The 25,372-nt window shown below is 57.5% G+C and carries 25 protein-coding genes and 3 tRNA genes; 13 read left to right on the plus strand and 15 right to left on the minus strand.

The genetic code is table 11. The features are described 5' to 3' along the window. Positions 1-14: 14 nt before the first annotated feature. On the minus strand, positions 15-473 hold the full coding sequence (tsaE, locus tag AFK65_RS17195) for a tRNA (adenosine(37)-N6)-threonylcarbamoyltransferase complex ATPase subunit type 1 TsaE (RefSeq protein ID WP_007702130.1): 459 nt from the start codon (positions 471-473) through the stop codon (positions 15-17). Further along, entirely contained in the window at positions 466-1,995 is a 1,530-nt protein-coding gene (nnr, locus tag AFK65_RS17200) for a bifunctional ADP-dependent NAD(P)H-hydrate dehydratase/NAD(P)H-hydrate epimerase (protein WP_038856204.1), read from the minus strand. The genes tsaE and nnr overlap by 8 nt, the downstream gene beginning before the upstream one ends. On the opposite strand from nnr, the gene queG reads away from it, so the two are divergent. Further along, complete coding sequence (gene queG / locus AFK65_RS17205) at positions 1,994-3,133, plus strand: tRNA epoxyqueuosine(34) reductase QueG (RefSeq protein ID WP_007702134.1); 1,140 nt, start codon at positions 1,994-1,996, stop codon at positions 3,131-3,133. The genes nnr and queG overlap by 2 nt on opposite strands. A 269-nt stretch (positions 3,134-3,402) precedes the next feature. On the opposite strand, the gene AFK65_RS17210 is transcribed toward queG, so the two are convergent. From AFK65_RS17210 to orn, 4 genes are all read right to left on the minus strand, one after another. Beyond that, positions 3,403-3,478 (minus strand) — tRNA-Gly (locus tag AFK65_RS17210). Between the two features lie 33 nt (positions 3,479-3,511). Beyond that, positions 3,512-3,587: transfer RNA gene (locus tag AFK65_RS17215), tRNA-Gly, on the minus strand. A gap of 83 nt (positions 3,588-3,670) precedes the next feature. Continuing rightward, positions 3,671-3,746: transfer RNA gene (locus AFK65_RS17220), tRNA-Gly, on the minus strand. 167 nt (positions 3,747-3,913) lie between these two features. After that, a complete protein-coding gene (gene orn, locus AFK65_RS17225; protein ID WP_004385284.1) occupies positions 3,914-4,459 on the minus strand; it encodes an oligoribonuclease in 546 nt (181 codons plus the stop codon). A gap of 111 nt (positions 4,460-4,570) precedes the next feature. On the opposite strand from orn, the gene rsgA reads away from it, so the two are divergent. The 3 genes from rsgA (at position 4,571) to mscM (ending at position 10,026) form a co-directional block, all read left to right on the plus strand. Next, positions 4,571-5,617, plus strand: coding sequence for a small ribosomal subunit biogenesis GTPase RsgA (gene rsgA / locus AFK65_RS17230; protein WP_007702137.1), 1,047 nt, complete (start codon positions 4,571-4,573; stop codon positions 5,615-5,617). A 96-nt stretch (positions 5,618-5,713) separates the two neighbouring features. Continuing rightward, positions 5,714-6,676: an archaetidylserine decarboxylase gene (gene asd, locus AFK65_RS17235; protein WP_038856201.1), complete on the plus strand. Its 963-nt coding sequence runs from the start codon at positions 5,714-5,716 to the stop codon at positions 6,674-6,676. Between the two features lie 17 nt (positions 6,677-6,693). Further along, positions 6,694-10,026 (plus strand): miniconductance mechanosensitive channel MscM, encoded by a 3,333-nt coding sequence (gene mscM, locus AFK65_RS17240; protein WP_038856200.1) that lies wholly within the window; start codon positions 6,694-6,696, stop codon positions 10,024-10,026. Between the two features lie 150 nt (positions 10,027-10,176). Here mscM and epmA read toward each other — a convergent pair whose 3' ends face one another. Continuing rightward, on the minus strand, positions 10,177-11,154 hold the full coding sequence (gene epmA / locus AFK65_RS17245; RefSeq protein WP_007887508.1) for an elongation factor P--(R)-beta-lysine ligase: 978 nt from the start codon (positions 11,152-11,154) through the stop codon (positions 10,177-10,179). A gap of 302 nt (positions 11,155-11,456) precedes the next feature. On the opposite strand from epmA, the gene frdA reads away from it, so the two are divergent. From frdA to AFK65_RS17270, 5 genes are all read left to right on the plus strand, one after another. Further along, a complete protein-coding gene (gene frdA, locus AFK65_RS17250) occupies positions 11,457-13,247 on the plus strand; it encodes a fumarate reductase (quinol) flavoprotein subunit (protein WP_038856197.1) in 1,791 nt (596 codons plus the stop codon). Next, positions 13,240-13,986 carry a succinate dehydrogenase/fumarate reductase iron-sulfur subunit gene (locus AFK65_RS17255; protein WP_007702154.1) on the plus strand — a complete coding sequence of 249 codons (747 nt, stop codon included), beginning with the start codon at positions 13,240-13,242 and terminating at the stop codon, positions 13,984-13,986. Before frdA ends, AFK65_RS17255 begins: the two co-directional genes overlap by 8 nt. Beyond that, a complete protein-coding gene (gene frdC, locus AFK65_RS17260) occupies positions 13,986-14,381 on the plus strand; it encodes a fumarate reductase subunit FrdC (RefSeq protein WP_007702155.1) in 396 nt (131 codons plus the stop codon). Before AFK65_RS17255 ends, frdC begins: the two co-directional genes overlap by 1 nt. Positions 14,382-14,391: 10 nt before the next feature. Next, the gene (gene frdD, locus AFK65_RS17265) at positions 14,392-14,751 is read left to right on the plus strand and encodes a fumarate reductase subunit FrdD (protein ID WP_038856194.1); all 360 of its coding nucleotides are present in this window, start codon (positions 14,392-14,394) and stop codon (positions 14,749-14,751) included. Positions 14,752-14,873: 122 nt separating this feature from the next. Then, a complete protein-coding gene (locus tag AFK65_RS17270) occupies positions 14,874-15,407 on the plus strand; it encodes a lipocalin family protein (protein WP_032805693.1) in 534 nt (177 codons plus the stop codon). On the opposite strand, the gene sugE is transcribed toward AFK65_RS17270, so the two are convergent. After that, positions 15,404-15,721, minus strand: coding sequence for a quaternary ammonium compound efflux SMR transporter SugE (gene sugE / locus AFK65_RS17275; protein WP_007702160.1), 318 nt, complete (start codon positions 15,719-15,721; stop codon positions 15,404-15,406). The genes AFK65_RS17270 and sugE overlap by 4 nt on opposite strands. Positions 15,722-15,998: 277 nt before the next feature. On the opposite strand from sugE, the gene AFK65_RS17280 reads away from it, so the two are divergent. Further along, the gene (locus tag AFK65_RS17280) at positions 15,999-16,604 is read left to right on the plus strand and encodes a response regulator transcription factor (RefSeq protein ID WP_007702166.1); all 606 of its coding nucleotides are present in this window, start codon (positions 15,999-16,001) and stop codon (positions 16,602-16,604) included. Between the two features lie 40 nt (positions 16,605-16,644). Here the strand turns inward: AFK65_RS17280 and ecnB are convergent, their stop codons facing one another. From ecnB to efp, 3 genes are all read right to left on the minus strand, one after another. Then, positions 16,645-16,791 carry a lipoprotein toxin entericidin B gene (gene ecnB, locus AFK65_RS17285; RefSeq protein WP_007678873.1) on the minus strand — a complete coding sequence of 49 codons (147 nt, stop codon included), beginning with the start codon at positions 16,789-16,791 and terminating at the stop codon, positions 16,645-16,647. 102 nt (positions 16,792-16,893) lie between these two features. After that, the gene (locus tag AFK65_RS21345; RefSeq protein ID WP_007702168.1) at positions 16,894-17,025 is read right to left on the minus strand and encodes an entericidin A/B family lipoprotein; all 132 of its coding nucleotides are present in this window, start codon (positions 17,023-17,025) and stop codon (positions 16,894-16,896) included. A gap of 58 nt (positions 17,026-17,083) precedes the next feature. Beyond that, positions 17,084-17,650, minus strand: coding sequence for an elongation factor P (gene efp, locus AFK65_RS17290; protein ID WP_004386068.1), 567 nt, complete (start codon positions 17,648-17,650; stop codon positions 17,084-17,086). Positions 17,651-17,691: 41 nt separating this feature from the next. Between efp and epmB the strand changes: the two genes are divergently transcribed. Further along, positions 17,692-18,720, plus strand: coding sequence for an EF-P beta-lysylation protein EpmB (gene epmB / locus AFK65_RS17295; protein ID WP_032804964.1), 1,029 nt, complete (start codon positions 17,692-17,694; stop codon positions 18,718-18,720). A 146-nt stretch (positions 18,721-18,866) separates the two neighbouring features. Here the strand turns inward: epmB and AFK65_RS17300 are convergent, their stop codons facing one another. The 4 genes from AFK65_RS17300 to AFK65_RS17315 form a co-directional block, all read right to left on the minus strand. Next, positions 18,867-19,220 carry a DUF4156 domain-containing protein gene (locus tag AFK65_RS17300; protein ID WP_007702174.1) on the minus strand — a complete coding sequence of 118 codons (354 nt, stop codon included), beginning with the start codon at positions 19,218-19,220 and terminating at the stop codon, positions 18,867-18,869. Between the two features lie 243 nt (positions 19,221-19,463). Next, entirely contained in the window at positions 19,464-21,107 is a 1,644-nt protein-coding gene (gene groL / locus AFK65_RS17305) for a chaperonin GroEL (protein ID WP_007764515.1), read from the minus strand. A 49-nt stretch (positions 21,108-21,156) separates the two neighbouring features. Beyond that, positions 21,157-21,450 carry a co-chaperone GroES gene (locus tag AFK65_RS17310; protein WP_004387018.1) on the minus strand — a complete coding sequence of 98 codons (294 nt, stop codon included), beginning with the start codon at positions 21,448-21,450 and terminating at the stop codon, positions 21,157-21,159. Between the two features lie 135 nt (positions 21,451-21,585). Continuing rightward, positions 21,586-22,062: an FxsA family protein gene (locus AFK65_RS17315; RefSeq protein WP_038856189.1), complete on the minus strand. Its 477-nt coding sequence runs from the start codon at positions 22,060-22,062 to the stop codon at positions 21,586-21,588. A 337-nt stretch (positions 22,063-22,399) separates the two neighbouring features. On the opposite strand from AFK65_RS17315, the gene aspA reads away from it, so the two are divergent. Both aspA and AFK65_RS17325 read left to right on the plus strand, forming a co-directional pair. Next, positions 22,400-23,836 carry an aspartate ammonia-lyase gene (gene aspA / locus AFK65_RS17320; RefSeq protein WP_038856188.1) on the plus strand — a complete coding sequence of 479 codons (1,437 nt, stop codon included), beginning with the start codon at positions 22,400-22,402 and terminating at the stop codon, positions 23,834-23,836. A 112-nt stretch (positions 23,837-23,948) separates the two neighbouring features. Beyond that, entirely contained in the window at positions 23,949-25,250 is a 1,302-nt protein-coding gene (locus tag AFK65_RS17325) for an anaerobic C4-dicarboxylate transporter (RefSeq protein WP_038856187.1), read from the plus strand. Positions 25,251-25,372 lie beyond the last annotated feature (122 nt).

Here is a 25,372-nt window from a genome sequence, read left to right on the forward strand (position 1 = left end):
TGTCGTCCTTGCGTTCAGGCGAGGCGGGCCAGCAGCGCGTCGCCGGCGGCGGAGACCGCTTTCACCCGCGCTTCACGCCCCTGATCCTGCCATGACAAGTGGATTTCGATATCGGGCGGCGGCAACACGCCCGCCCCCTGCTGCGGCCACTCGACAAGGCAAATGGCGTCGTCGGTGAAGTAATCGCGGATACCCATAAACTCCAGCTCTTCCGGATCGGCCAGACGATAGAGATCGAAGTGGTAGACCATTCTGTTTTCCAGCGTATAAGGCTCTACCAGCGTGTATGTCGGGCTTTTGACATTGCCCTGATGACCACACGCCTGCAGGAAGCCTCGGCTGAACGTGGTTTTGCCCGCGCCCAAATCGCCATACAGATGGATAACGGTCGCGCCGGTACAGGCACGCGCCACGCGCGCGCCAAGATCGAGGGTGGCCTGCTCTTCGGGTAAAGGTATAACGCGATTAATCATGATTCTGGTCTGTGTCTATATCCGGGTTAACAAAACGATAGAGCGTGGAAAACAGATCGGTCGCCAGCATGCCGCGCGTGCCAAAGCGCTGCGCGAGCGCATCCGCCGCCGCGCCGTGGGCCACGCCGCCTGCGCAGGCGGCGTCAAAAAGGTTAAGCCCCTGCGCCAGCAACGCGCCGATAATCCCTGAAAGCACGTCGCCCATGCCGCCCGTGCCCATGCCGGGATTGCCGGCATCGATAATGCCGCATTCGTCCTGCGGCCCTGTTACCACCGTTCCCGCGCCTTTCAGCACCACGCAACCCCCGTAGCGCTGCGCCAGCTCTCTGGCGCTAAGTAAGCGGTCACTCTCAATTTCTGCCACGCTACGGTTAAGCAGCCGCGCGGCCTCGCCGGGGTGCGGCGTCAGAATGCGATTGTGACTGGTATCGGGAGCGATTGCCAGAAGGTTAAGCGCGTCCGCATCCCACAGCATCGGTTTGTCGCACTGGCGCACTTTCGCCAGCGCCGACTTGCCCCACTCCTGCTGTCCGAGCCCCGGCCCGATAACTATCACGTCGGCCCATTCCAGACTGGCGTCGAGCGCGTCGAGGGTCAACTCATGCACCATCAGTTCCGGGCGTGCAGTCACAAGCGGCGCGATGTTTTCCGCGCGAGTAAGTACTCGCACCAGACCTGCGCCCGCGCGCAGCGCCGCCTCGCCGGTCATGCGGATGGCGCCTGCGGTGCCATGATCGCCGCCGATAATCACCAGCTTGCCGTTATCGCCTTTGTGCGAGCCTGCGCGGCGCGGCCGGAGCCAGCGGGAAAGCTGCGTGGCGTCGAAGCGCGCGTAAGGCGCCTGTTGGCCAGCAAGCCACGCCTCCAGACCCAGCGCGTGATAATGCAGCTGCCCGACGACGTCACGAGCGCGGCCGGTGAGCAGGCCCGGTTTAAGCGCGATAAACGTCACGGTGCGCGCGGCATGAATGACCGCGCCCGGCGCAGCGCCGGTTTGCGCCAGCAGGCCGGACGGAATATCCACCGCCACCACGGGCGCAGGGTGTTTATTCGCCTGTTCAATCAGCGTGGCGACGTTCTCACGCGGCGCCTGAGAAAGCCCGGTGCCGAGCAGCGCGTCGATGATCAGATCGCAGGTCTCCGGCAGCGGCGTGCGCGGCGCGTGGATTTCACCGCCTGCGTTAAGCCAGGCCTCACGCGCGGCCTGCGCCTCTTCCGGTAAGGGTTTGTCGCTCTCCAGCGCCAGCAGCGTGACTTCAATGCCCGCCGCCTGCGCCAGGCGCGCCACCACATAGCCGTCACCGCCGTTATTGCCGTGGCCGCACAGCACCAGCCAGCGCTGGCTGTGCGGATACGCCGCGCGCGCCGCCTGAAACGCCGCATCGCCCGCGCGCTGCATCAGTTCGTATAACGTCAGCCCGAGGCTGTCCGCCGCCTCGCGTTCCGCCGTACGCAGCCAGTCTGCGGGCCAGACGGAGTGTGGTATACTGGCGTCGTTTTTGTTCATCCCGTGGTCCGTCATGTCTGAACCCCTCGATCTCAATCAGTTAGCGCAAAAAATTAAACAATGGGGTGCCGAGCTCGGTTTCCAGCAAGTCGGTATTACCGATACCGATCTCAGCGCCAGCGAAGGCGCGTTACAGGCGTGGCTGGATAAACAGTATCACGGCGAGATGGAGTGGATGGCGCGTCACGGTATGTTGCGCGCCCGCCCGCACGAACTTCTGCCCGGCACGCTGCGCGTTATCAGCGTGCGCATGAATTATCTGCCCGCCAATGCAGCGTTTGCCAGCACGCTGAAAGATCCCTCGCTCGGCTACGTAAGCCGTTACGCCCTGGGGCGCGATTACCATAAGCTTTTGAGAAACCGGCTGAAAAAACTCGGCGAAACGCTGCAACAGCATTGCGCGTCGCTGAATTTTAGACCTTTTGTCGACTCCGCGCCCATCCTTGAGCGCCCGCTCGCCGAAAAAGCGGGCCTCGGCTGGACCGGCAAACATTCGCTGATCTTAAGCCGCGACGCCGGGTCGTTTTTCTTTCTTGGCGAACTGCTGGTGGATTTGCCGTTGCCCGTGGATAAGCCTGTAGAAGAAGGCTGCGGGCGCTGCGTGGCCTGCATGACCATCTGCCCTACCGGCGCGATTGTCGAGCCGTACACGGTCGATGCGCGCCGCTGCATCTCCTATCTCACCATTGAGCTTGAAGGCGCCATTCCTGAAGAGTTTCGCCCGCTGATGGGCAACCGCATTTATGGCTGCGACGACTGCCAGTTGATTTGCCCGTGGAACCGTTTTTCACAGCTCACCGACGAAGCAGATTTCAGCCCGCGCAAGGCGCTGCACGCGCCGAAGCTAATTGAACTGTTTAGCTGGAGCGAAGCGCACTTTCTGAAAGTCACGGAAGGATCGGCGATTCGCCGCATTGGCCACTTACGCTGGCTGCGTAATATCGCGGTCGCACTCGGCAACGCGCCCTGGGACGACGCGAATATCACGGCACTGCAACAACGCAAAGGTGAGCACCCACTTCTTGATGAGCATATTGACTGGGCGATTGCGCAACAAACAGACAAACGCAATGCCTGCGTGGTGCAAGTTCAGTTGCCGCAGAAACAGCGGCTGGTCAGGGTGATTGAGAAAGGCTTACCGCGCGACGCATAGACGCGTTTCGCTGTGAATAAAATTAAAAAAGTCTTGTCATTCAAAGGCCATGATTATCAAAAAGCCTCAAAGATAACATTTGGTAATAAATTATTTTTTATTAATATCAGTAAGATACAGAAAAGATGTGAACAAAATTATCATTTCTGCTTGCAGGATAACTTTATGCGTTCTGTGGATAAGTCTGTTCAGAACTGTTTAGGATAAACGTCGAAAACCCGCCGTAGCGCGCGTTATCGCTGTGGATAATTTGTACAATCGAGGAGATTTGGAGCGGGAAACGAGACTCGAACTCGCGACCCCGACCTTGGCAAGGTCGTGCTCTACCAACTGAGCTATTCCCGCTTGGGTGGTGTTGCCTTTCGGCATTTCAAATTTTGGAGCGGGAAACGAGACTCGAACTCGCGACCCCGACCTTGGCAAGGTCGTGCTCTACCAACTGAGCTATTCCCGCTTAATCTTTGTCTTTCTGGCTGCTGTTGTCGCAACCCGAAATACGTTGATTGGGTGGTGCTGCCTTTCGGCGATTTCAAATTTTGGAGCGGGAAACGAGACTCGAACTCGCGACCCCGACCTTGGCAAGGTCGTGCTCTACCAACTGAGCTATTCCCGCTCTGCGTAATTCACATTTCTGTGTCGTTACGGGAGGCGCATTATACGAGAAATGATTTCTACCGCAACCCCTTAAACGCTTTTTTTCGTGATTTTTATCTGACTGCTTTTTTATTCGCCAAAGCGATCACTTTATCAACAAAAGAGGGGCTTAGCCCCTCGTTTCCGTCACAGTTTTATAAAATGTTCGCGGTAATAAGCAAGTTCCGCCACCGATTCGCGGATGTCGTCCAGCGCCTGATGCGTGTTCTGTTTCTTAAGGCCGTCAAGCACTTCCGGCTTCCAGCGGCGCGCCAGCTCTTTCAGGGTGCTGACATCCAGGTAGCGGTAGTGGAAATACGCTTCCAGCTCCGGCATGTATTTAAACAGGAAACGGCGATCCTGGCCGATGCTGTTGCCGCAGATCGGTGATTTCCCGGCGGGCACCCACTGTTTGAGAAATTCGATGGTCGCCAGTTCCGCTTCGCGATCGCCCATTGTGCTCGCCTTCACGCGATCCACCAGCCCGCTGGCGGTATGGGTGCGCACGTTCCAGTCATCCATTAGCGCCAGCTGCTCGTCAGACTGATGCACGGCGATAACCGGCCCTTCCGCCAGAATGTTGAGGTTGGCGTCGGTCACCAGGGTGGCGATCTCGATGATGCGATCCTGTCGCGGGTCGAGCCCGGTCATTTCCAGATCGATCCAAATGAGGTTGTTTTCATTGGCACTCATGCTATTTTCCATCCGTATCGCGTCACGCTGGGGTGACAGGCAGTTAATTCATTTACAATAGCTGGTATCATAGAGGTTTTGCCCACCAGGGGCGACCAGGAGCCATTAAGATTGAGCAAAAATAAACTCTCCAAAGGTCAGCAACGCCGCGTGTCAGCGAACCATCAGCGCCGGCTCAAACAGACTCCGGAGAAAGCCGATCCCGACGACTCGCAATTAGGTGAGCCGCGCGACGGCCGCGTTATCAGTCGTTTTGGTCAGCATGCCGACGTCGAATCGTCCGACGGCGAAGTGCACCGCTGCAACATCCGCCGCACCATCCGCTCGCTGGTGACCGGCGATCGCGTCGTCTGGCGTCCGGCGAAAGAAAATGTTCAGGGCAAAGGCATTGTCGATGCGGTGCACGAGCGCACCTCGGTCCTGACGCGCCCGGACTTTTACGACGGCGTGAAGCCTATCGCCGCGAATATCGACCAAATCATTATCGTCTCGGCCATCCTGCCGGAGCTGTCGCTGAATATTATCGACCGCTATCTGGTGGCCTGCGAAACGCTGGACGTTGAACCTTTACTGGTCCTGAATAAGACTGACCTGCTTGATGAAAACGGCCTCGCCTTCGTCAACGAGCAGATGAATATCTATCGCCGTATCGGCTATCGCGTCCTGCTGGTTTCCAGCTACAAAGACGAAGGGCTGAAAGAACTGGAAGAGGCGCTGATTGGCCGCACCAGTATCTTCGCCGGGCAGTCGGGCGTCGGTAAATCGAGCCTGCTGAATAACCTGCTGGGCCTCAAGGATAATCAGATTCTGGTTAACGACGTGTCCGATAACTCCGGACTCGGCCAGCACACCACGACCGCCTCGCGCCTCTATCACTTCCCCGGCGGCGGCGAGGTCATCGATTCCCCCGGCGTGCGCGAGTTCGGCCTGTGGCATCTGGAGCCTGAGCAGATTACCCGCGGCTTTATCGAATTCCACGATTATCTCGGCCTGTGCAAATTCCGCGACTGCAAGCATGGCAACGATCCGGGTTGCGCCATCCGCGAGGCCGTCGAGCACGGCAAGATCGCCGAAACCCGTTTCGACAACTATCACCGGATTCTGGAAAGCATGGCGCAGGTAAAAACGCGTAAAAACTTTTCCGAAAGCGACGACTGACAATTACGCTTGGCGTCGTTAGAATCAGCCCCTTTTTCTGACAGGCCCGGCATGTAACCGGGCCAGGAATGACGAAACACTGGCCTGGAGGCTACCTTGTTAAACGAAATCAAACTTTCGCTGCAATATATTCTGCCCAAACAGTGGCTCACCCGCCTTGCCGGCTGGGGCGCGAGCAAACGCGCAGGCTGGCTGACCAAACTGGTCATCGATCTGTTTGTGAAATACTACAAGGTCAACATGAGCGAGGCGCAGAAGCCCGATACCGCCAGCTACCGCACCTTTAACGACTTTTTCGTGCGTCCGCTGCGTGATGAAGTGCGCCCGCTGAACACCGATCCGAACGTGCTGTCTATGCCGGCGGACGGCGTCATCAGCCAGCTGGGACGCATCGAAGGCGATAAGATCCTGCAGGCCAAAGGCCACAACTACACGCTGGAAGCGCTGCTGGCGGGCAACTATCTGATGGCCGATCTGTTCCGTAACGGCACCTTCGCGACCACCTATCTGTCGCCGCGCGACTATCACCGCGTCCATATGCCGTGCAACGGTATCCTGCGCGAAATGATCTATGTGCCGGGCGATCTCTTCTCGGTAAACCACCTGACCGCGCAGAATGTGCCGAACCTGTTCGCCCGTAACGAACGCGTCATCTGCCTGTTCGACACTGAATTCGGGCCGATGGCGCAAATTCTGGTGGGCGCGACGATTGTGGGGAGCATCGAAACCGTCTGGGCTGGCACCATCACCCCGCCGCGCGAAGGCATCATCAAGCGCTGGACGTATCCGGCGGGCGAAAGCGACGGCGCCGTCGCGCTGCTGAAAGGCCAGGAGATGGGCCGCTTTAAGCTGGGCTCAACGGTGATTAACCTGTTCGCGCCGGGCAAAGTGGAGCTGGTTGAGCACCTGCAAAGTCTCTCCGTCACGCGTCTCGGCGAGCCGCTGGCGGTCTCTGTTGACGCCGTTGTCGCAGACGTCGCCCCGGCGGTGATTTCAGCCGAAGAAGCTGAAGCCGAACGCGATGCCAACCCGCTGGTAGATAACGACCAAGACCGTTAAGACAAAGGTAAAATGACGTGCGCCTGATCCTTTACGTGCTGCTGGCCTGGAGCCTGAGCTTTTGGGCGAACGCCGCGACAGCGCCTGATGAAAAACAGATAGCGCAGGAGCTGGAGCAGGCCAAAGCGGCCAAAAACCAGCCCGATCAGGCGCAAGTGGTTGAGGCCTTACAGGCCGCGCAAAACGCGCTTGAGGAGCGAAAAGCGTCCCTTGAGCGCGCGAAGCAATACCAGCAGGTTATCGATAACTTCCCGAAGCTTTCGCAGTCGCTGCGCCAGCAACTCAACAACCTGCGCGATGAGCCGCGCCGCGTGCCGACCGGCCTTACCACCGACGCGCTCAATCAGGAGATCCTCCAGGTCAGCAGTCAGCTGCTGGAGAAGAGCCGTGAAGCGCAGCAGGAACAGGATCGCGCGCGCGAAATCGCCGACTCCTTAAGCCAGCTTCCCCAGCAGCAAACCGACGCGCGTCGTCAGCTTAACGAGATGGAACGCCGCGCGGGCGCGCCGACCGGCTCCAATGCCCTTGGCGCGGCGCAGCTTCTCAGCCAGCAGGCCGAGTCGGCCCAGCTCAAAGCCCGCGTTGACGAACTCGAACTCGCCCAGCTCTCCGCCAGCAACCGCCAGGAGCTGGCGCGGCTGCGCGCGGAGCTCGCGCAAAAGCAGAGCGAACAGCTTGATGCTTACCTTCAGGCGCTGCGCAATCAGCTTAACAGCCAGCGCCAGCAGGAGGCCGAGCGCGCGCTGGAGAGCACCGAACTACTGGCCGAAAACAGCGCCAACCTGCCTCCTGACATCGTCGAACAGTTCAACGTAAACCGCGAGCTGTCGCGCGCGCTAAATCAGCAGGCGCAGCGCATGGATCTGGTCGCCTCCCAGCAGCGTCAGGCCACCAGCCAGACCATGCAGGTGCGCCAGGCGTTAACCACGCTGCGTGAACAGTCGCAGTGGCTCGGTGTGTCGAACGTGCTCGGCGAGGCGCTGCGCGCGCAGGTATCGCGTCTGCCGGAGATGCCAAAGCTTCAGCAGCTCGATACCGAAATGGCCCAGCTGCGCGTCCATCGCCTGCGCTATGAGGATCAGCTCAACAAACAGCCGCAGCTGCGCCAGTTGCGTCAGACAGACGGCAAGCCGCTGACCGCGGAGCAGAACCGCATTCTCGACGCGCAGTTGCGCACCCAGCGGGAGCTGCTTAACTCCCTGTTGCAGGGCGGCGATACGTTAATTCTTGAGCTTACCAAGCTGAAGGTGGCGAACAGCCAGCTTGAGGACGCGCTGAAAGAAGTGAACGAGGCGACGCACCGTTACCTCTTCTGGACCTCTGACGTCAGCCCGCTCACCATCAGCTGGCCGGTGGATATCGTTCAGGATTTGCGCCGTCTGATCTCGCTCGACTCTTTCGGTCAGCTCGGCAAAGCCGCCGTGATGATGGTCACCAGCAAAGAGACGCTGCTGCCGCTCTTCGGCGCGCTGCTGCTGGTCGGCTTTAGCATCAGCTCCCGCCGTCACTTTACGGCGTTTCTGGAGCGCTCCAGCGCGCGGGTCGGGAAGGTAACGCAGGACCATTTCTGGCTGACGCTGCGCACGGTCTTCTGGTCGATTCTGGTGGCGTCGCCGCTGCCGGTGCTCTGGGCGACGCTCGGCTATGGCCTTCGCGAAGCCTGGCCTTACCCTATCGCCGTGGCGGTCGGCGACGGCGTCACCGCCACGGTGCCGCTGCTGTGGGTCGTGATGATTTCAGCCGCTTTTGCGCGTCCCAATGGGCTGTTCACCACGCACTTCGGCTGGCCGCGCAACCGCGTCGCCCGCGCGATGCGCTACTACCTGATGAGCATCGGTTTTATCGTGCCGCTCATCATGGCGCTGATTACCTTCGATAACCTCAACGACCGCGAATTTTCGGGCTCGCTGGGGCGGCTCTGCTTTGTGCTTATCTGCGGCGCGCTGGCGATCGTCACGCTCAGCCTCAAGCGCGCGGGCATCCCGCTCTATCTCGATAACGAAGGCAACGGCGATAACTGGGTCAACCGGCTGCTGTGGAACCTGCTGCTGTGCGCGCCGTTAACGGCAATCCTCGCCGCGGCCGTCGGTTATCTCGCCACCGCGCAGGCGCTGCTGGCGCGTCTGGAAACGTCTGTGGCCATCTGGTTCCTGCTGCTGGTGATTTACCACATCATTCGCCGCTGGATGCTCATTCAGCGCCGTCGCCTGGCCTTTGATCGCGCCCGCTCGCGTCGCGCGGAAATTCTGGCCCAGCGCGCCCGAGGCGAAGAAGAGCCGCACCACGGGCACAGCACCGAAGGCAGTGTGGAAGTGGAAGTCGCAGAGCTTGATCTGGACGCGATCAGCGCCCAGTCGCTGCGCCTGGTGCGTTCGATCCTGACGCTTATCGCGCTGCTGTCTGTGATTGTGCTGTGGTCGGAAATCCACTCGGCTTTCGGCTTCCTTGAGAATATTTCGCTGTGGGATGTGACCTCAACCGTACAGGGCGTTGAGAGCATTGAGCCGATTACGCTTGGCGCGGTGCTGATCGCCATTCTGGTGTTTATCGTCACCACGCAGCTGGTGCGTAACCTGCCCGCGCTGCTGGAGCTGGTGGTGCTGCAACACCTGGAGCTGACGCCTGGCACCGGCTACGCCATTACCACCATCACCAAATATCTGCTGATGCTGATTGGCGGGCTGGTCGGCTTCTCCATGATTGGCATTGAGTGGTCGAAGCTGCAATGGCTGGTGGCGGCGCTCGGCGTGGGGCTCGGTTTCGGCTTGCAGGAGATTTTCGCCAACTTTATTTCGGGCCTGATTATTCTCTTTGAGAAACCAATCCGCATCGGCGATACGGTGACGATTCGCGATTTAACCGGCAGCGTGACGCGCATTAATACCCGCGCCACTACTATCAGCGACTGGGACCGCAAAGAGATTATCGTGCCGAATAAGGCGTTTATCACCGAGCAGTTTATCAACTGGTCGCTCTCGGATTCAGTCACGCGCGTGGTACTGACGGTGCCTGCGCCGTCGGACGCCAACAGCGAAGAGGTGACGCAGATACTCTATCGCGCCGCCGAGAAGTGCTCGTATGTGATCGATAACCCGCCGCCGGAGGTGTTCCTGGTCGACTTGCAGCAGGGGATTCAGCTCTTTGAGCTGCGTATTCACGCCGCCGAGATGGGGCACCGTATGCCGCTGCGCCACGAAATTCATCAGCTGATTTTGCAGGGCTTCCGCGAGCACGGCATCGAATTGCCGTTCCCGCCGTTCCAGATGCGTCTGGAGACCCTCGACGGCAAGCGGATGGCGCGAACGTTAAGTTCAGCCGGGCGCACCACCCGCACGCCGGGAAGCATGTAACGAAAAAGGAGCCCCAAGGCTCCTTTTTTATGGCGGTAAACGCGTGGTGTAAAGGTGGGTGCGCTTCGCTTACCCACCCTACAATGGCTGATATCGATTTTCGTAGGGCGGGTAAGCGAAGCGCACCCGCCACAGGTCAGGATTGAGCCGTTACGCCCGGTCGACCGTAAAAGCGATGACTTCAGCGAGGCTCTCTGCGCCCAGCGCCAGCATAATCAAACGATCCACGCCCAGCGCCACGCCGGAACAATCCGGCAAGCCCACTTTCAGCGCTTCCAGCAGATTGTAATCCACTGGCTGCTGCGGCAAACCCCGCTGCAGGCGTTTACGGTTATCCTGCTCGAAACGCTGCTGCTGTTCGCGCGCGTCGGTCAGCTCGTGGAAACCATTCGCCAGCTCAATGCCTTTGTAGTAGACCTCGAAGCGCTCCGCCACGCGGTGATCTTCGGTGCTGATTTGCGCGAGCGCCGCCTGGCTTGCCGGGAAGTGATACACAAACACCGGACGATCTTTGCCGATATGCGGCTCAACGCCCATAGAGAACAAGAGTTGCAGGAGCGTATCGCGATCCTCTTCGGTATCCGCGATATTGCTCAGATCCAGTTTCGCCGCCACCTCGCGCAACTGGGTTTTATCCGCCGACAGCGGATCGATCTCCAGATGGCGCTGGAACGCCTGCTGATAGGAAATGGTCTCGGCGGGCTGGCACTCCAGCACCTGCTGCAGAAGATCGTCCACTTCATTCATCAGGCGGTACATGTCGTAATGCGGGCGATACCACTCCAGCATCGTGAATTCCGGGTTGTGATGACGCCCCATCTCTTCATTGCGAAAGCTGCGGCACAGCTGATACACCGGCCCGCAGCCCGCCGCCAGCAGGCGTTTCATATGGTATTCCGGGCTGGTCATCAGATAGAGATTGATCCCCTGGGAATGGCCGGGGCCAACGAAACGCGTTTCGAACGGGAACAGGTGAATATCGGTTACCGTCGCCTGGCTCATGCAGGGGGTTTCCACCTCCAGTACGCCGCGGTCCGCGAAAAAACGGCGGATCTCCGCCATGATGGCGGCGCGTTTCAACAGGTTGGGGATGGATGCGCTCGGCTGCCAGGTGGCCGTCTCGCTCATGGTACTTTCTCCGTCGTCAAACAAGGGCACGAAGTCTACTCGTATCCTGTTCGCCAGACAAATTTTGCGCATATTTTCCATCCGGCACCCCGACGTTGCGTTTTGTGAGCCACTTCAATTAACCCGACGTGTAAAACGCGTCGTACAGCCCCAAAAAATCGAACACATCAAATTTCCCCTTCGGGGGCAAGGTTATACTCACCTACCCAAAAAGGAGCAGGGGAACGCTTTACCCCCGCGCAGCCCCGAGTTTTCGCCTTTGTTACCGCGCGGTGGGAATAACTAAAACCCGGAGGAATGTCGTGCATACTTTTCAAGCCGATCTCGCCATTATCGGTGCCGGCGGCGCGGGACTGCGGGCAGCCATTGCGGCGGCCGAGCGCAATCCCAACGCTAAAATCGCACTGATTTCAAAAGTCTATCCGATGCGTAGTCATACCGTCGCCGCCGAAGGCGGTTCGGCGGCCGTTGCCCAGGATCATGACAGTTTTGAGTATCATTTCCACGACACGGTCGCCGGCGGCGACTGGCTGTGCGAGCAGGACGTGGTGGACTATTTCGTTAAACATTGCCCGCGCGAAATGACTCAGCTTGAGCAGTGGGGCTGCCCGTGGAGCCGCCGACCGGACGGCTCGGTCAACGTCAGACGCTTTGGCGGCATGAAAATCGAGCGCACCTGGTTTGCCGCCGACAAAACCGGCTTTCATATGCTCCACACCCTGTTCCAGACCTCTCTGCAATTCCCGCAAATTCAGCGCTTCGATGAGCATTTCGTCCTCGATATTCTGGTGGACGACGGCCAGGCGCGCGGTCTGGTGGCGATGAACATGATGGAAGGCACGCTCGTGCAGATCCGGGCGAACGCGGTGGTGATGGCGACCGGCGGCGCGGGGCGCGTCTATCGCTATAACACCAACGGCGGCATCGTCACCGGCGACGGCATGGGCATGGCGCTCTCACACGGCGTGCCGCTGCGCGATATGGAGTTCGTGCAGTATCACCCGACCGGCCTGCCGGGCTCCGGCATTCTGATGACGGAAGGCTGCCGCGGCGAAGGCGGCATCCTGGTGAATAAAAACGGCTATCGCTATTTACAGGATTACGGCATGGGGCCCGAAACGCCGCTCGGCGAGCCGAAGAACAAATATATGGAGCTGGGGCCGCGCGATAAAGTGTCGCAGGCCTTCTGGCACGAGTGGCGCAAAGGCAACACCATCTCCACGCCGCGCGGCGATGTGGTGTATCTCGATCTGCGCCACCTGGGGGAGAAAAAACTGCTGGAACGGTTGCCGTTCATTTGCGAGCTGGCGAAAGCCTACGTGGGCGTCGATCCGGTCAAAGAGCCGATCCCGGTGCGCCCGACGGCGCATTACACCATGGGCGGCATCGAAACCAATCAGCAGTGCGAAACCCGTATTAAAGGGCTGTTTGCCGTGGGCGAATGTTCGTCCGTGGGGCTGCATGGCGCCAACCGTCTTGGCTCAAACTCGCTGGCTGAGCTGGTGGTGTTTGGTCAGCTGGCGGGGACGCAGGCGATGGATCGCGCAATGGAAACGACATCCGCCCGCGACGACGCGCTGAACGCGCAGGCCGCGGATGTCGAAGCGCGCCTGCATGCGCTGGTACACCAGGACGGCAACGAAAGCTGGGCGAAAATCCGCGACGAAATGGGCCTCTCAATGGAAGAAGGCTGCGGCATTTACCGCACGCCGGAACTGATGCAAAAAACCATCGATAAACTTGCTGAATTGCAGGAGCGCTTTAAGCGCGTGCGCATCAGCGACACTTCCAGCGTCTTCAACACCGATTTGCTCTATACCATTGAGCTTGGCCACGGCCTGAACGTCGCCGAATGTATGGCGCACTCCGCAATGGCGCGTAAAGAGTCGCGCGGCGCGCATCAGCGTCTTGACGAAGGCTGCACCGAGCGCGACGACGTTAACTTTTTGCGTCACACCCTCGCCTTCCGCGACGCTGACGGTACGACCCGCCTCGATTACAGCGATGTGAAGATTACCACCCTGCCTCCGGCGAAACGCGTGTATGGCGCGGAATCGGAAGCGGCCGATAAAAAGGAGACGGCGAATGGCTGAGATGAACACGCTACGCATTGAAGTCGTGCGTTATAACCCGGAAACCGATAACGCGCCGCACAGCGCGTTTTACGACGTGCCCTGGGATGAGCAAACGTCGCTGCTGGACGCGCTCGGCTATATCAAAGACAACCTGGCGCCGGATTTAAGCTATCGCTGGTCATGCCGCATGGCTATCTGCGGCTCCTGCGGGATGATGGTCAACCGCGTGCCGAAACTCGCTTGTAAAACGTTCCTGCGCGATTACACCTCCGGCATGAAAGTCGAGGCGTTGGCGAATTTCCCGATCGAGCGCGATTTAGTGGTCGATATGACCCACTTTATCGAGAGCCTTGAGGCCATTAAGCCCTATATCATCGGCAACCCGCGCACGCCGGACCAGGGGCCGAACACCCAGACGCCAGCGCAGATGGCGAAATACCATCAGTTCTCCGGCTGCATCAATTGCGGTCTGTGCTATGCCGCCTGCCCGCAGTTTGGCCTGAACCCGGAGTTTATCGGCCCGGCGGCGATTACGCTCGCGCACCGTTATAACCTCGACAGCCGCGATAAGGGCCAGAAGGCGCGCATGCCGCAGCTCAATAGTCAGAATGGCGTCTGGACCTGTACGTTCGTCGGCTTCTGCTCGGAAGTCTGCCCGAAACATGTCGATCCGGCCGCGGCTATCCAGCAGAGCAAAGTGGAGAGCTCGAAGGATTTCTTAATCGCCATGCTGAAACCCGGCGCAAGGAGTGAATAATGACCTCGAAACGTAAGCCTTATGTACGGACGATGGATTCAGGCTGGTGGAAACAGCTGCCCTTCTACCGCTTTTACATGCTGCGCGAAGGCACCTCGGTGCCCGCCGTCTGGTTCAGCATCGTGCTGATTTATGGCCTGTTCGCGCTTAAGCATGGCCCGGAGAGCTGGGCCGGTTTCGTCGGTTTCCTGCAAAACCCTGTCGTCGTGTTACTGAACATCATCACCTTGCTGGCGGCGCTGCTGCATACCAAAACCTGGTTTGAACTGGCACCGAAAGCCGCCATCGTGGTGGTGAAAGACGAAAAAATGGGGCCTGAGCCGGTGATCCGCGGGCTGTGGGGCGTGACGGCCATCGTCACGATTGTCGTGCTGTTTATCGCCCTGGTCTGGTAAGGAGGATATCGTGATTAATCAACACCCGAAACGTTCAGACGAGCCGGTATTCTGGGGGCTGTTTGGCGCAGGCGGCATGTGGTGCGCGATTATCGCGCCGGTCATCATCCTGCTGGTGGGCATTCTGCTGCCGCTCGGCATGGGGCCGGAAGGCGCGTTCAGCTATGAACGTGTGCTGACGTTCGCCCAGAGCTGGGTGGGCCGTCTGTTTCTGTTCCTGATGATTGTGCTGCCGCTGTGGTGCGGGTTGCACCGTATTCACCACGGCATGCACGACCTGAAAGTCCATGTCCCGGCCGGGAAATGGGTTTTCTACGGTCTGGCGGCTATCCTGACCGTCGTGACGCTGATCGGCGTGATAACCATCTGAACCCTGTCGCCGCTTCTTCGGGAGCGGCGATTTTCTTACCGACTATTTACCTTCTCTGATGTTACAAAACCGCAGCGGCCATCTACACTTAGCAGTAAAAACAGAAGGATCCCGCCATGCGTATTCGACTACTCCCTGTTGTAGCTACCGTCGCGACCGCGGCATTGCTGGTCGCCTGCAGCACCCCTACTCCGCCGAGCGGTGTGAGGGTCGTGGAAGATTTTAACGTTAACCGCTATCTCGGTACGTGGTATGAAATCGCGCGCTTCGATCACCGCTTTGAGCGCGGTCTGGAGCAGGTCACCGCGACTTACAGCCTGCGTGGCGACGGCGGCCTGAATGTCATCAACCGCGGCTTTAACCCGGATCGCAATAAATGGCAGCAGAGCGAAGGTAAAGCTTACTTCACCGGCAATACCCGCCGCGCCGCGCTGAAAGTCTCGTTCTTCGGCCCGTTCTACGGCGGATATAACATCATTGCGCTGGATAAAGATTACCAGCACGCGCTGATCTGCGGCCCGGATCGCAGCTATTTGTGGATCCTCTCCCGCACGCCGACGATCAGTAAGCAAGTGAAAGAGGATCTGCTGGATTCCGCCACCCGTCAGGGCTTCCCGGTGGAAAAACTGATTTGGGTAAATCAACGCGCCCGCTAGTGGGTGCTGAGCTTGAGGCCAATAATCCCCGCGACGATAAGCCCCAGGCTTATCAGCCTCGCGGGGCTTGCCGACTCGCCTAACAGCAGAATGCCGGTGATGGCAGCGCCCACCGCGCCGATCCCTGTCCAGACGGCATAAGCCGTGCCGGTTGGCAGGCTTTTCATCGCCCATGAGAGCAGCACAATGCTGACGATCATCGCCGAAACGGTGATGAGGCTCGGAACAACACGCGTAAAACCGTGGGTGTATTTCAGGCCGACGGCCCAGACCACTTCCAGAAGACCTGCGATAAACAGAACGAACCAGGACATATTCAGCTCCAGGTTTTTGGGGCCGTCCCCGTTCAACATGACGCGCTTGCAGGTCGTCCCGCAAGGCCAGGTGATTAAACAGGACAATCATCCCTTCTCAATGCGCGTTTTGCAACCGCGTTTTGGCTAAACCAACGGATTCTCGCGGGTTAAGCCAGGAAATAGCCGCGATTGTGCGCGTACATCATGGGTTCAATTAGCGATAAATCTTCCTATGATGAGACACTTTCCTGCTGGCTTCAGCAGGTGCGTCTTTCTCTCCATAATGAATCCGAGCATGTATAAAATTTTACTGGTTGACCGCTGTCATTTCAGCCGTACCGGGCTCGAAAGCTGGCTCAATCACGCTGAAGATTTCGCTGCGCCGTTCCATGTGACGGCAACCGATCACTTGCTGCGCGCGCGTGAGCTTCTTATTCAATGGCAACCCAATATGGTGATTGCCGATCTTCACGGATTTATGGGAGATGTTCACCACGTAAATCAGTTCTCCTCGATTTTTGCCGCCTGCGGCAATACGACGCGTCTTATTCTGTTACAAAGCGGCGCCTCAGAGGCGCTGGACGACTATTGCTCGCAGCAAATTACCTGGCGCATTGTGAATAAAAACATTCCGCTGCGCGAGCTGGGCCAGATGATTGGCAAAGCGCTGATGTCTCGTCCGCCCTTCGGCGAGCCTAAAACCATCACGCCGCTACTGACCCTACGTGAAGAGCGTATCCTGGAGTGGTGGAGTGCGGGGATGAGTAATGAGGAGATTGCGCGCAAAATGGGGATCGCCGTAAAAACGGTTTACACCTATAAACGCAATATTCGCATGAAGCTCGGCGCCGATAACCGCTTTTCGCTGTTCGTGCCGCTGCCGGAGATGTGCGCGAGATAACGGTACGACACCAGTTGGCGCCGTACCGTCGTCTTAAAGATTACTGCGAAGCGCGAGTCGCCGCGCCAGAAATCGCGTTGCCGCCGTCCTGAATGTCTTCGCCCACGCCACGAGTGGTGTTACAGGCCGTCAACAGTGAAGAAAGGACCAGTGCTGAAAAGAGCGCCGCAATTGTTTTCTTAACCATAATCTCTTCCTTTTATAGCCTAAGTTATTTGTGTATAGCTTTTTAAGCATAGACAAAAACTGACAAGCTGGCGGAAGGAAACGATTTTTAGGAACAGAAGAACTATTTTGCCGCGCGCTCAATCGCGCCGCCGAGATGCTGAATATCTTCGCCAAAGCCGCGTGCCGTATTACAGGCGCTGACAAGCGAACAGAGCAGGAGAATCAAAAGGGGACGTAACAGCGGGGTTTTCATGGAGCGGTCTCTGCAAATATGCGGCGTGGCGACACCACGCCGCAGATAACAGTCGAAATTATTTTACGCGGGAAACGTATTCACCAGAGCGGGTATCCACTTTGATGACTTCGCCGATCTGTACGAACAGCGGTACTTTTACCACAGCGCCGGTAGACAGGGTCGCCGGTTTGCCGCCAGTGCCCGCGGTATCGCCTTTCAGGCCCGGATCGGTGTCCACGATTTCCAGCTCTACGAAGTTCGGCGGGGTCACGGAGATCGGCTGACCGTTCCACAGGGTCACGATGCACTCAGCCTGGTCCAGCAGCCATTTGGCATTGTCGCCCACCGCTTTCGCGTCCGCAGCCAGCTGTTCGAAGGTTTCGTTGTTCATGAAATGCCAGAACTCACCGTCGTTGTAGAGGTAAGTCAGGTTCATATCCACAACGTCTGCGCCTTCGGCTGAGTCGGTGGATTTAAAGGTTTTCTCAACGCGAGAACCGGTCAGCAGACGGCGCAGCTTAACGCGCGCGAACGCCTGACCTTTACCCGGTTTAACGAATTCGCTGGATTCAACGGCGTACGGTTCGCCGTCCATCATGATTTTAAGACCGGCACGAAAATCGTTGCTAGAATAAGTCGCCATAAGGCCCTCTGAAAATTGTTAACTGGTAGCTAAGCCACAAAATGGCGCATATTGTAACCCTAAATACCCCATCCCGAGAAGATTGGTTATCGCAACTTGCCGATGTTATCACCGATCCCGATGAGCTCCTGCACCTTCTCAATATAGACGCCAGTGAAGAATTGCTGGCGGGCCGCGACGCGCGCCGGTTATTTGCGCTGCGCGTACCGCGGGCCTTTGCCGCACGGATGGAGAAAGGCAACCCGCAGGATCCGCTGCTGCGCCAGGTATTGACCGCGCGTGAGGAGTTTGTCGCGGCGCCCGGTTTTACCACCGATCCGCTGGAAGAGCAAAACAGTGTGGTGCCAGGCCTTTTGCATAAATACCACAACCGCGCGCTGCTACTGGTCAAAGGCGGCTGCGCGGTGAACTGCCGCTACTGCTTCCGCCGTCATTTCCCCTATGCGGATAACCAGGGCAATAAGCGTAACTGGCAGGCCGCGCTGGATTACATCGCCGCGCACCCGGAGCTGGATGAAATTATTTTCTCCGGCGGCGATCCGCTGATGGCGAAAGATCATGAGCTGGAATGGCTGGTAGCGAATATTGAGGCGATCCCTCACATTAAGCGCCTGCGTATCCATAGCCGTCTGCCGATCGTGATCCCGGCGCGTATTACCGATGCGCTGGTGCGGCTGCTCGGCGAGACGCGTTTGCAGGTGCTTCTGGTGAACCATATCAACCATGCGCAGGAAATTGACGACGCGTTTCGCGCGGGAATGGCGAAGCTGCGCGCGGCGGGCGTTACGCTGCTCAACCAGAGCGTACTGCTGAAAGGCGTGAATGATAATGCCGCGACGCTGGCGGCGCTCAGTAATGCGCTGTTTGACGCAGGCGTGATGCCCTATTACCTGCATGTGCTGGATAAGGTGCAGGGCGCGGCGCATTTTATGGTGAGCGACGACGAGGCGCGGGCGATTATGCGCGAGCTGCTGTCGCAGGTATCGGGTTATCTGGTGCCAAAGCTGGCGCGTGAAATTGGCGGCGAGCCGAGCAAAACGCCGCTGGATTTGCAGCTGCGGCAGAATTAATTTTATCGGGAATGACGAGACGGCGGGTGCGCTTCGCTTACCCGCCCTACGCAGTAAAAGCGGCAGCGATAAAATCCCCAGGGCGGGTAAGCGAAGCGCACCCGCCTTTTTTATCTTTAAAAACGATTAACGCGTCGATATCACTTTTAGTTCGGGCACTTATACACCTGGCCGACCATTTTGCTGGATGTCGGAACAAAGCTTGAAAGCAGGTTCTGGGTCGGGCTGCTTACGCCATAAAGCACGTTGCCGCCCATGGCTGCGGCCTGGTTACGCAGATCGTTCGCCGCGCCGCGCATAGAGCCGCCCTCTTCGCCGTGCTGACCAGAAAGCCAGTTGCTCTGCTCGCCGGTCGCGGTGCCCAGTAAGCGGCACTCTTTACCTGGCTGCTCCTCAACAAAACGCACGCTCTGACCTGCGGTCGAGAGTGAGTTACCGTTGCTGCATCCCGCCAGCAGCAGCGCTGCGACAACCATTCCTGTAGTGACTTTCAAGCGCATGTTGTTCCCCATTATGAATAGCTGGTGATAGCCTGGGCTGCGTAAGCCCGGTAAGACCTTATACTAAAAAGATGACTAAAAGAAAAACCCCGGCCATTTCTGACCGGGGTTTTCTGTTTTTAATCGAATAATTCAGGTTGCAGGCAGGCGGCAAGTTCATGGATCCCAGGAGCTTACCTCAGCAAGTGACTGGGATGAATGAATGCGGCCAATGCCCCTGCGGCCTGAAGTATGAAGATTAAATTACATCATACCGCCCATACCGCCCATGCCGCCCATACCTGCAGCGCCTAAGTCGGCTTTATCTTCTTTCGGCAGATCGGTAACCATACACTCGGTGGTGATCATCAGGCCAGCCACAGAAGACGCGTACTGCAGCGCAGAACGGGTTACTTTGGTCGGATCCAGGATACCCATGTCGATCATGTTGCCGTATTCTTCGGTCGCCGCGTTGTAACCGTAGTTACCGTCGCCCGATTTAACGGTGTTCGCCACTACTGACGGCTCTTCACCGCAGTTCAGCACGATCTGACGCAGCGGCGCTTCCATTGCACGCAGTGCAACTTTGATACCGACGTTCTGATCTTCGTTCGCGCCACGCAGATCGCTCAGTTTGCTTGCTGCGCGAATCAGCGCTACGCCGCCGCCAGCAACCACGCCTTCTTCCACCGCAGCACGGGTCGCGTGCAGGGCGTCTTCAACGCGCGCTTTCTTCTCTTTCATTTCCACTTCGGTGGCTGCGCCAACCTTGATAACCGCAACGCCGCCAGCCAGTTTAGCTACGCGCTCCTGCAGTTTTTCGCGGTCGTAGTCAGAGGTCGCTTCTTCGATCTGCTGACGGATCTGACCAACGCGGCCCTGAATAGCGGACTCTTCGCCCACGCCATCGATGATGGTGGTGGCGTCTTTGTTGATAACAACGCGTTTGGCCTGACCCAGATCTTCCAGGGTCGCTTTTTCCAGCTCCATACCGATCTCTTCAGAGATAACGGTACCGCCGGTCAGGATCGCGATATCCTGCAGCATGGCTTTACGACGGTCGCCGAAGCCCGGCGCTTTCACCGCAGCCACTTTCACGATGCCGCGCATGGTGTTGACGACCAGGGTCGCCAGCGCTTCGCCTTCAACATCTTCAGCGATGATCAGCAGCGGTTTGCCTGCTTTTGCAACGGCTTCGAGAACCGGCAGCATTTCGCGGATGTTGGAGATTTTTTTGTCAGCCAGCAGGATGAACGGGCTTTCCAGTTCAACAGCGCCAGTTTCCGGCTTGTTGATGAAGTACGGAGAGAGGTAACCGCGGTCGAACTGCATACCTTCAACCACATCCAGCTCGTCCTGCAGACCGGTGCCTTCTTCAACGGTGATAACGCCTTCTTTACCCACTTTCTCCATCGCTTCGGCAATCAGTTTGCCCACGGTTTCGTCGGAGTTAGCGGAAATGGTGCCGACCTGAGCGATAGCTTTAGAGTCAGAGCACGGTACGGAGAGCGCTTTCAGCTCTTCAACAGCGGCGATAACCGCTTTATCGATACCGCGTTTCAGGTCCATCGGGTTCATGCCTGCCGCAACGGCTTTCAGGCCTTCGGTGATGATAGCCTGCGCCAGTACGGTTGCGGTGGTGGTGCCGTCGCCTGCCGCGTCGTTCGCTTTGGAGGCCACTTCTTTCACCATCTGCGCGCCCATGTTTTCGAACTTGTCTTCCAGTTCGATTTCACGCGCTACGGACACGCCGTCTTTGGTGATGGTCGGCGCACCGAAAGATTTATCCAGCACCACGTTGCGGCCTTTCGGGCCCAGGGTGACTTTCACTGCGTCTGCCAGTACGTTTACGCCGCGGAGCATTTTCACACGAGCGTCGTTACCGAATTTTACGTCTTTAGCTGCCATTTCGTTATTTCCCTTGAATTCGTACGTTCAGTTTTGTTCGCGCGTGAGATTACGCTTCAACAATTGCCAGAATGTCGCTCTCAGACATGATCAGCACTTCCTGATCGTCCAGCTTCTCGGTTTTCACACCATAGCCATCGTTAAAAATGACGATGTCGCCTACTTTCACATCCAGCGGCTTCACTTCGCCATTTTCAAGGATGCGGCCATTGCCAACAGCCAGCACTTCGCCACGCGTGGATTTACCCGCAGCGGAGCCGGTCAGAACGATGCCGCCAGCAGATTTAGATTCAATTTCTTTACGCTTGACGATCACGCGATCATGCAATGGACGAATATTCATTGATAGCTCTCCTTTGAGAAAGTCCGTATCAGTTAGGGATTGAGCCGGCCCATGTAGGTTTCCGACTGGTGCCCAGAGAGATGGGGTTGGGGTTTTCCCCCTTCAAGGGGGGAAAAGAAAAAATTTTTGGATTTTTTATCGCGAATCGCGATCCTGGTCTTCGAGGCGTTTGGGGCCGTCGTCTTTACGCTGGTACTCGCCGTCGAAAGTGTTTCCGCCCTGCGAAGAGGCGCCAAAACCGCCGCCCGGCATCCGGCCAAAGCGCAAGTGCGGCATCAGGCGCAGGGTAATGAGTTTTTGTACCGGCGGCAGTAACAGCAGCAGGCCCAGGAAATCGGTAAAGAAGCCCGGCAGCAGCAGCAACAGACCGGCAATGATCAGCGACACGCTCTTCAGCATTTCCGAAGCCGGGCTCTCGCCCGCTTCCATTTTCTGCTGCATCAGCATCAGGTTTTTAAAGCCCTGGTTGCGCACCAGCGACATCCCGATGACCGAGGTGAAAATCACCAGCACTAAGGTCAGAAAAACGCCAAAAACATGCGCCACCTGAATAAAAATGGAAATTTCAATGTAGATGTAAAGAAAGAAGGCGATAAAGGGTATCCAGCGCACCGGGTTCTCCTGTAAAAAGCAGGCGCCTTCTGGCGCCTTAGAAATAGATGTGCGAACGCATATACACTGAGATGGAGGCGCCTTAGTCAAAGTTCAATCACTTTGCACGGACATTTTTTCTGGAAATTTTTAAGCGGTGACCCATTTCACAGTTTAATAATTGTCATCAGACGCGGCCGGGAATAAGTGATCCAGGTTACTGCTTTTCGCTATCATCAGCATATGATCGTGGGCACCAGACCGATTAAGGACATAAATGTCGGTCATTTTACCTCCATAACCACATATATCCTGTGCGTTTGGTGCAATCTTAGTCAGCTTAAGTAAGAAGGTTCACATGTTAAACAACATTCGTATCGAAGAAGATTTGTTGGGTACCAGGGAAGTTCCAGCGGATGCCTACTACGGTGTTCATACTCTGCGAGCGATTGAAAACTTTTATATCAGCAACAGCAAAATCAGCGATATCCCTGAATTTGTTCGCGGCATGGTGATGGTGAAAAAGGCGGCGGCGCTGACCAACAAAGAGTTGCAGACCATTCCGCGCAAAGTCGCCGACACGATTATCGCCGCCTGCGATGAAGTGCTGAATAACGGAAAATGCATGGATCAGTTCCCGGTAGATGTCTACCAGGGCGGCGCGGGCACTTCCGTTAACATGAACACCAACGAAGTGCTGGCGAACATCGGCCTTGAGCTGATGGGCCACCAGAAAGGGGAATACCAGTTCCTCAACCCCAACGATCATGTGAACAAGTGCCAGTCCACGAACGACGCCTACCCGACCGGTTTCCGCATCGCGGTTTACGCCTCTATCGTGAAACTGATCGACGCTATCAAAGAGCTGGGCGAAGGCTTCCAGCGTAAAGCCGTGGAATTTGAAAACATCCTGAAAATGGGCCGCACCCAGCTTCAGGACGCCGTACCGATGACCCTCGGCCAGGAGTTCCACGCGTTCAACGTATTGCTGAACGAAGAGACCAAAAACCTGCTGCGTACCGCGGAGCTGCTGCTGGAAGTGAACCTCGGCGCGACCGCTATCGGCACCCGTCTTAACACGCCTGACGGCTACCAACAGCTGGCGGTGCAGAAACTCGCGGAAGTGAGCAACCTGCCGGTCGTTCCGGCGGAAGACCTGATCGAAGCGACCTCTGACTGCGGCGCTTACGTTATGGTGCACAGCTCGCTTAAACGCCTGGCGGTGAAACTCTCCAAGATCTGTAACGACCTGCGTCTGCTCTCCTCCGGTCCGCGCGCGGGCTTAAACGAAATCAACCTGCCGGAGCTGCAGGCGGGTTCGTCTATCATGCCAGCCAAAGTGAACCCGGTAGTGCCGGAAGTCGTTAACCAGGTCTGCTTTAAAGTCATCGGCAACGACACCACCGTGACCATGGCGTCCGAAGCCGGCCAGCTGCAGCTGAACGTGATGGAGCCGGTCATCGGCCAGGCGATGTTTGAGTCGATTCATATCCTGACCAACGCCTGCTACAACCTGCTGGAAAAATGCGTCAACGGCATTACGGCGAATAAAGAAGTGTGCGAAGGCTACGTCTACAACTCTATCGGTATCGTCACCTATCTCAACCCGTTTATCGGCCACCACAATGGCGATATCGTCGGGAAGATTTGCGCCGAAACCGGCAAGAGCGTGCGTGAAGTCGTCCTGGAGCGCGGTCTGCTGACCGAAGCGGAGCTAGACGATATCTTCTCCGTCCAGAACCTGATGCATCCGGCTTACAAAGCAAAACGCTATACCGATGAAAGCGAACAGTAATCCCCTTTCGCGGTACACTAAAAAGGCACGTCTTCGGACGTGCCTTTTTCGTTTAATGGATACCAAATTATAACTTTTAATTATCCAATAATTAACCATCAAGGAAGCCATCATGATAGTTGTCGAGCTTATCATCGTTTTACTGGCGATTTTTCTTGGCGCCAGGCTTGGGGGAATCGGCATCGGGTACGCAGGCGGGCTGGGAGTGCTGGTCCTCGCCGCCATCGGGGTGAAACCCGGTAATATCCCTTTCGACGTTATCTCCATCATCATGGCGGTGATCGCCGCCATCTCCGCCATGCAGGTCGCAGGCGGGCTCGATTTCCTGGTCAATCAGACGGAAAAGCTGCTGCGCAAAAATCCGAAATACATCACGATACTGGCGCCGATCGTCACCTACTTTCTGACGATTTTCGCCGGTACCGGGAATATCTCGCTCGCCACGCTGCCGGTTATCGCCGAAGTGGCCAAGGAACAGGGCGTGAAGCCCTGCCGTCCGCTCTCCACCGCGGTGGTCGCCGCACAGATAGCCATTACCGCATCGCCTATCTCCGCCGCCGTGGTGTATATGTCCTCCGTGATGGAAGGCCACGGCGTCAGCTACATTCATCTGTTGATGGTAGTGATGCCATCCACGCTCGCAGCGGTGCTGGTCATGTCGTTTCTGGTCTCCGTGCTGTTTAACTCGAAGCTTTCCGACGATCCGGTTTATCTCAAACGTCTGGAGGAAGGGTTAATCGAATTGCGCGGCGATAAGCAAATCGACATCAAACCGCGCGCCAAAACCTCCGTGTGGCTGTTCCTGCTGGGCGTTATCTGCGTTGTGGCCTACGCGATTATCAACAGCCCGAGTCTCGGTCTGGTCGCGAAACCGCTGATGAACACCACCAGCGCGATCCTTATCATTATGCTGAGCGTCGCGACGCTGATTACGCTTATCTGCCGCGTGGAAACCGACACCATTCTGAACTCCAGCACCTTTAAAGCCGGAATGAGCGCTTGTATCTGTATCCTCGGCGTGGCGTGGCTTGGCGATACCTTCGTTTCCGCCAATATCGACTGGATCAAAGCGACGGCGGGCAGCGTGATTCAGGGCCATCCGTGGCTGCTGGCGCTGATTTTCTTTATCGCCTCCGCGCTGCTTTACTCCCAGGCGGCGACCGCCAAAGCGCTGATGCCGATGGCGCTGGCGCTGAACGTCTCTCCGCTGACGGCGGTCGCCTCTTTTGCCGCCGTTTCCGGCCTGTTTATTCTGCCGACCTACCCGACGCTGGTCGCCGCCGTGCAGATGGACGATACCGGCACCACGCGCATTGGCCGCTTCGTCTTTAATCACCCATTCTTTATTCCAGGCACACTCGGCGTCGTGCTCTCCGTCTTTTTTGGTTTCCTGCTGGGCAGCGTGATGCTCTGATCCTTCCGGGGCGCTACGGCGCCCTTTTTTACTCCGCCGATCCCGCACCTGCCCTGCATCGCTAACGCGCGCTCCTCTGCCGTTGTATAGTAGTCGTTCTCACTTTTCAGACAGGAGGGCTT

The organism is Cronobacter universalis NCTC 9529 (assembly GCF_001277175.1).
In the GTDB taxonomy this organism is placed as follows: Bacteria; Pseudomonadota; Gammaproteobacteria; order Enterobacterales; family Enterobacteriaceae; genus Cronobacter; species Cronobacter universalis.

Bases quoted from the DNA above. Each gene is read 5' to 3' on its own strand.
- tsaE (WP_007702130.1), bottom strand. From the start codon at position 473: ATGATTAATCGCGTTATACCTTTACCCGAAGAGCAGGCCACCCTCGAT.
- queG (WP_007702134.1), top strand. From the start codon at position 1,994: ATGTCTGAACCCCTCGATCTCAATCAGTTAGCGCAAAAAATTAAACAA.
- nnr (WP_038856204.1), bottom strand. From the start codon at position 1,995: ATGACGGACCACGGGATGAACAAAAACGACGCCAGTATACCACACTCC.
- orn (WP_004385284.1), bottom strand. From the start codon at position 4,459: ATGAGTGCCAATGAAAACAACCTCATTTGGATCGATCTGGAAATGACC.
- epmA (WP_007887508.1), bottom strand. From the start codon at position 11,154: ATGAGCGAGACGGCCACCTGGCAGCCGAGCGCATCCATCCCCAACCTG.
- AFK65_RS17255 (WP_007702154.1), top strand. From the start codon at position 13,240: ATGGCTGAGATGAACACGCTACGCATTGAAGTCGTGCGTTATAACCCG.
- frdC (WP_007702155.1), top strand. From the start codon at position 13,986: ATGACCTCGAAACGTAAGCCTTATGTACGGACGATGGATTCAGGCTGG.
- sugE (WP_007702160.1), bottom strand. From the start codon at position 15,721: ATGTCCTGGTTCGTTCTGTTTATCGCAGGTCTTCTGGAAGTGGTCTGG.
- AFK65_RS17280 (WP_007702166.1), top strand. From the start codon at position 15,999: ATGTATAAAATTTTACTGGTTGACCGCTGTCATTTCAGCCGTACCGGG.
- ecnB (WP_007678873.1), bottom strand. From the start codon at position 16,791: ATGGTTAAGAAAACAATTGCGGCGCTCTTTTCAGCACTGGTCCTTTCT.
- AFK65_RS21345 (WP_007702168.1), bottom strand. From the start codon at position 17,025: ATGAAAACCCCGCTGTTACGTCCCCTTTTGATTCTCCTGCTCTGTTCG.
- efp (WP_004386068.1), bottom strand. From the start codon at position 17,650: ATGGCGACTTATTCTAGCAACGATTTTCGTGCCGGTCTTAAAATCATG.
- epmB (WP_032804964.1), top strand. From the start codon at position 17,692: ATGGCGCATATTGTAACCCTAAATACCCCATCCCGAGAAGATTGGTTA.
- AFK65_RS17300 (WP_007702174.1), bottom strand. From the start codon at position 19,220: ATGCGCTTGAAAGTCACTACAGGAATGGTTGTCGCAGCGCTGCTGCTG.
- groL (WP_007764515.1), bottom strand. From the start codon at position 21,107: ATGGCAGCTAAAGACGTAAAATTCGGTAACGACGCTCGTGTGAAAATG.
- AFK65_RS17310 (WP_004387018.1), bottom strand. From the start codon at position 21,450: ATGAATATTCGTCCATTGCATGATCGCGTGATCGTCAAGCGTAAAGAA.
- aspA (WP_038856188.1), top strand. From the start codon at position 22,400: ATGTTAAACAACATTCGTATCGAAGAAGATTTGTTGGGTACCAGGGAA.
- AFK65_RS17325 (WP_038856187.1), top strand. From the start codon at position 23,949: ATGATAGTTGTCGAGCTTATCATCGTTTTACTGGCGATTTTTCTTGGC.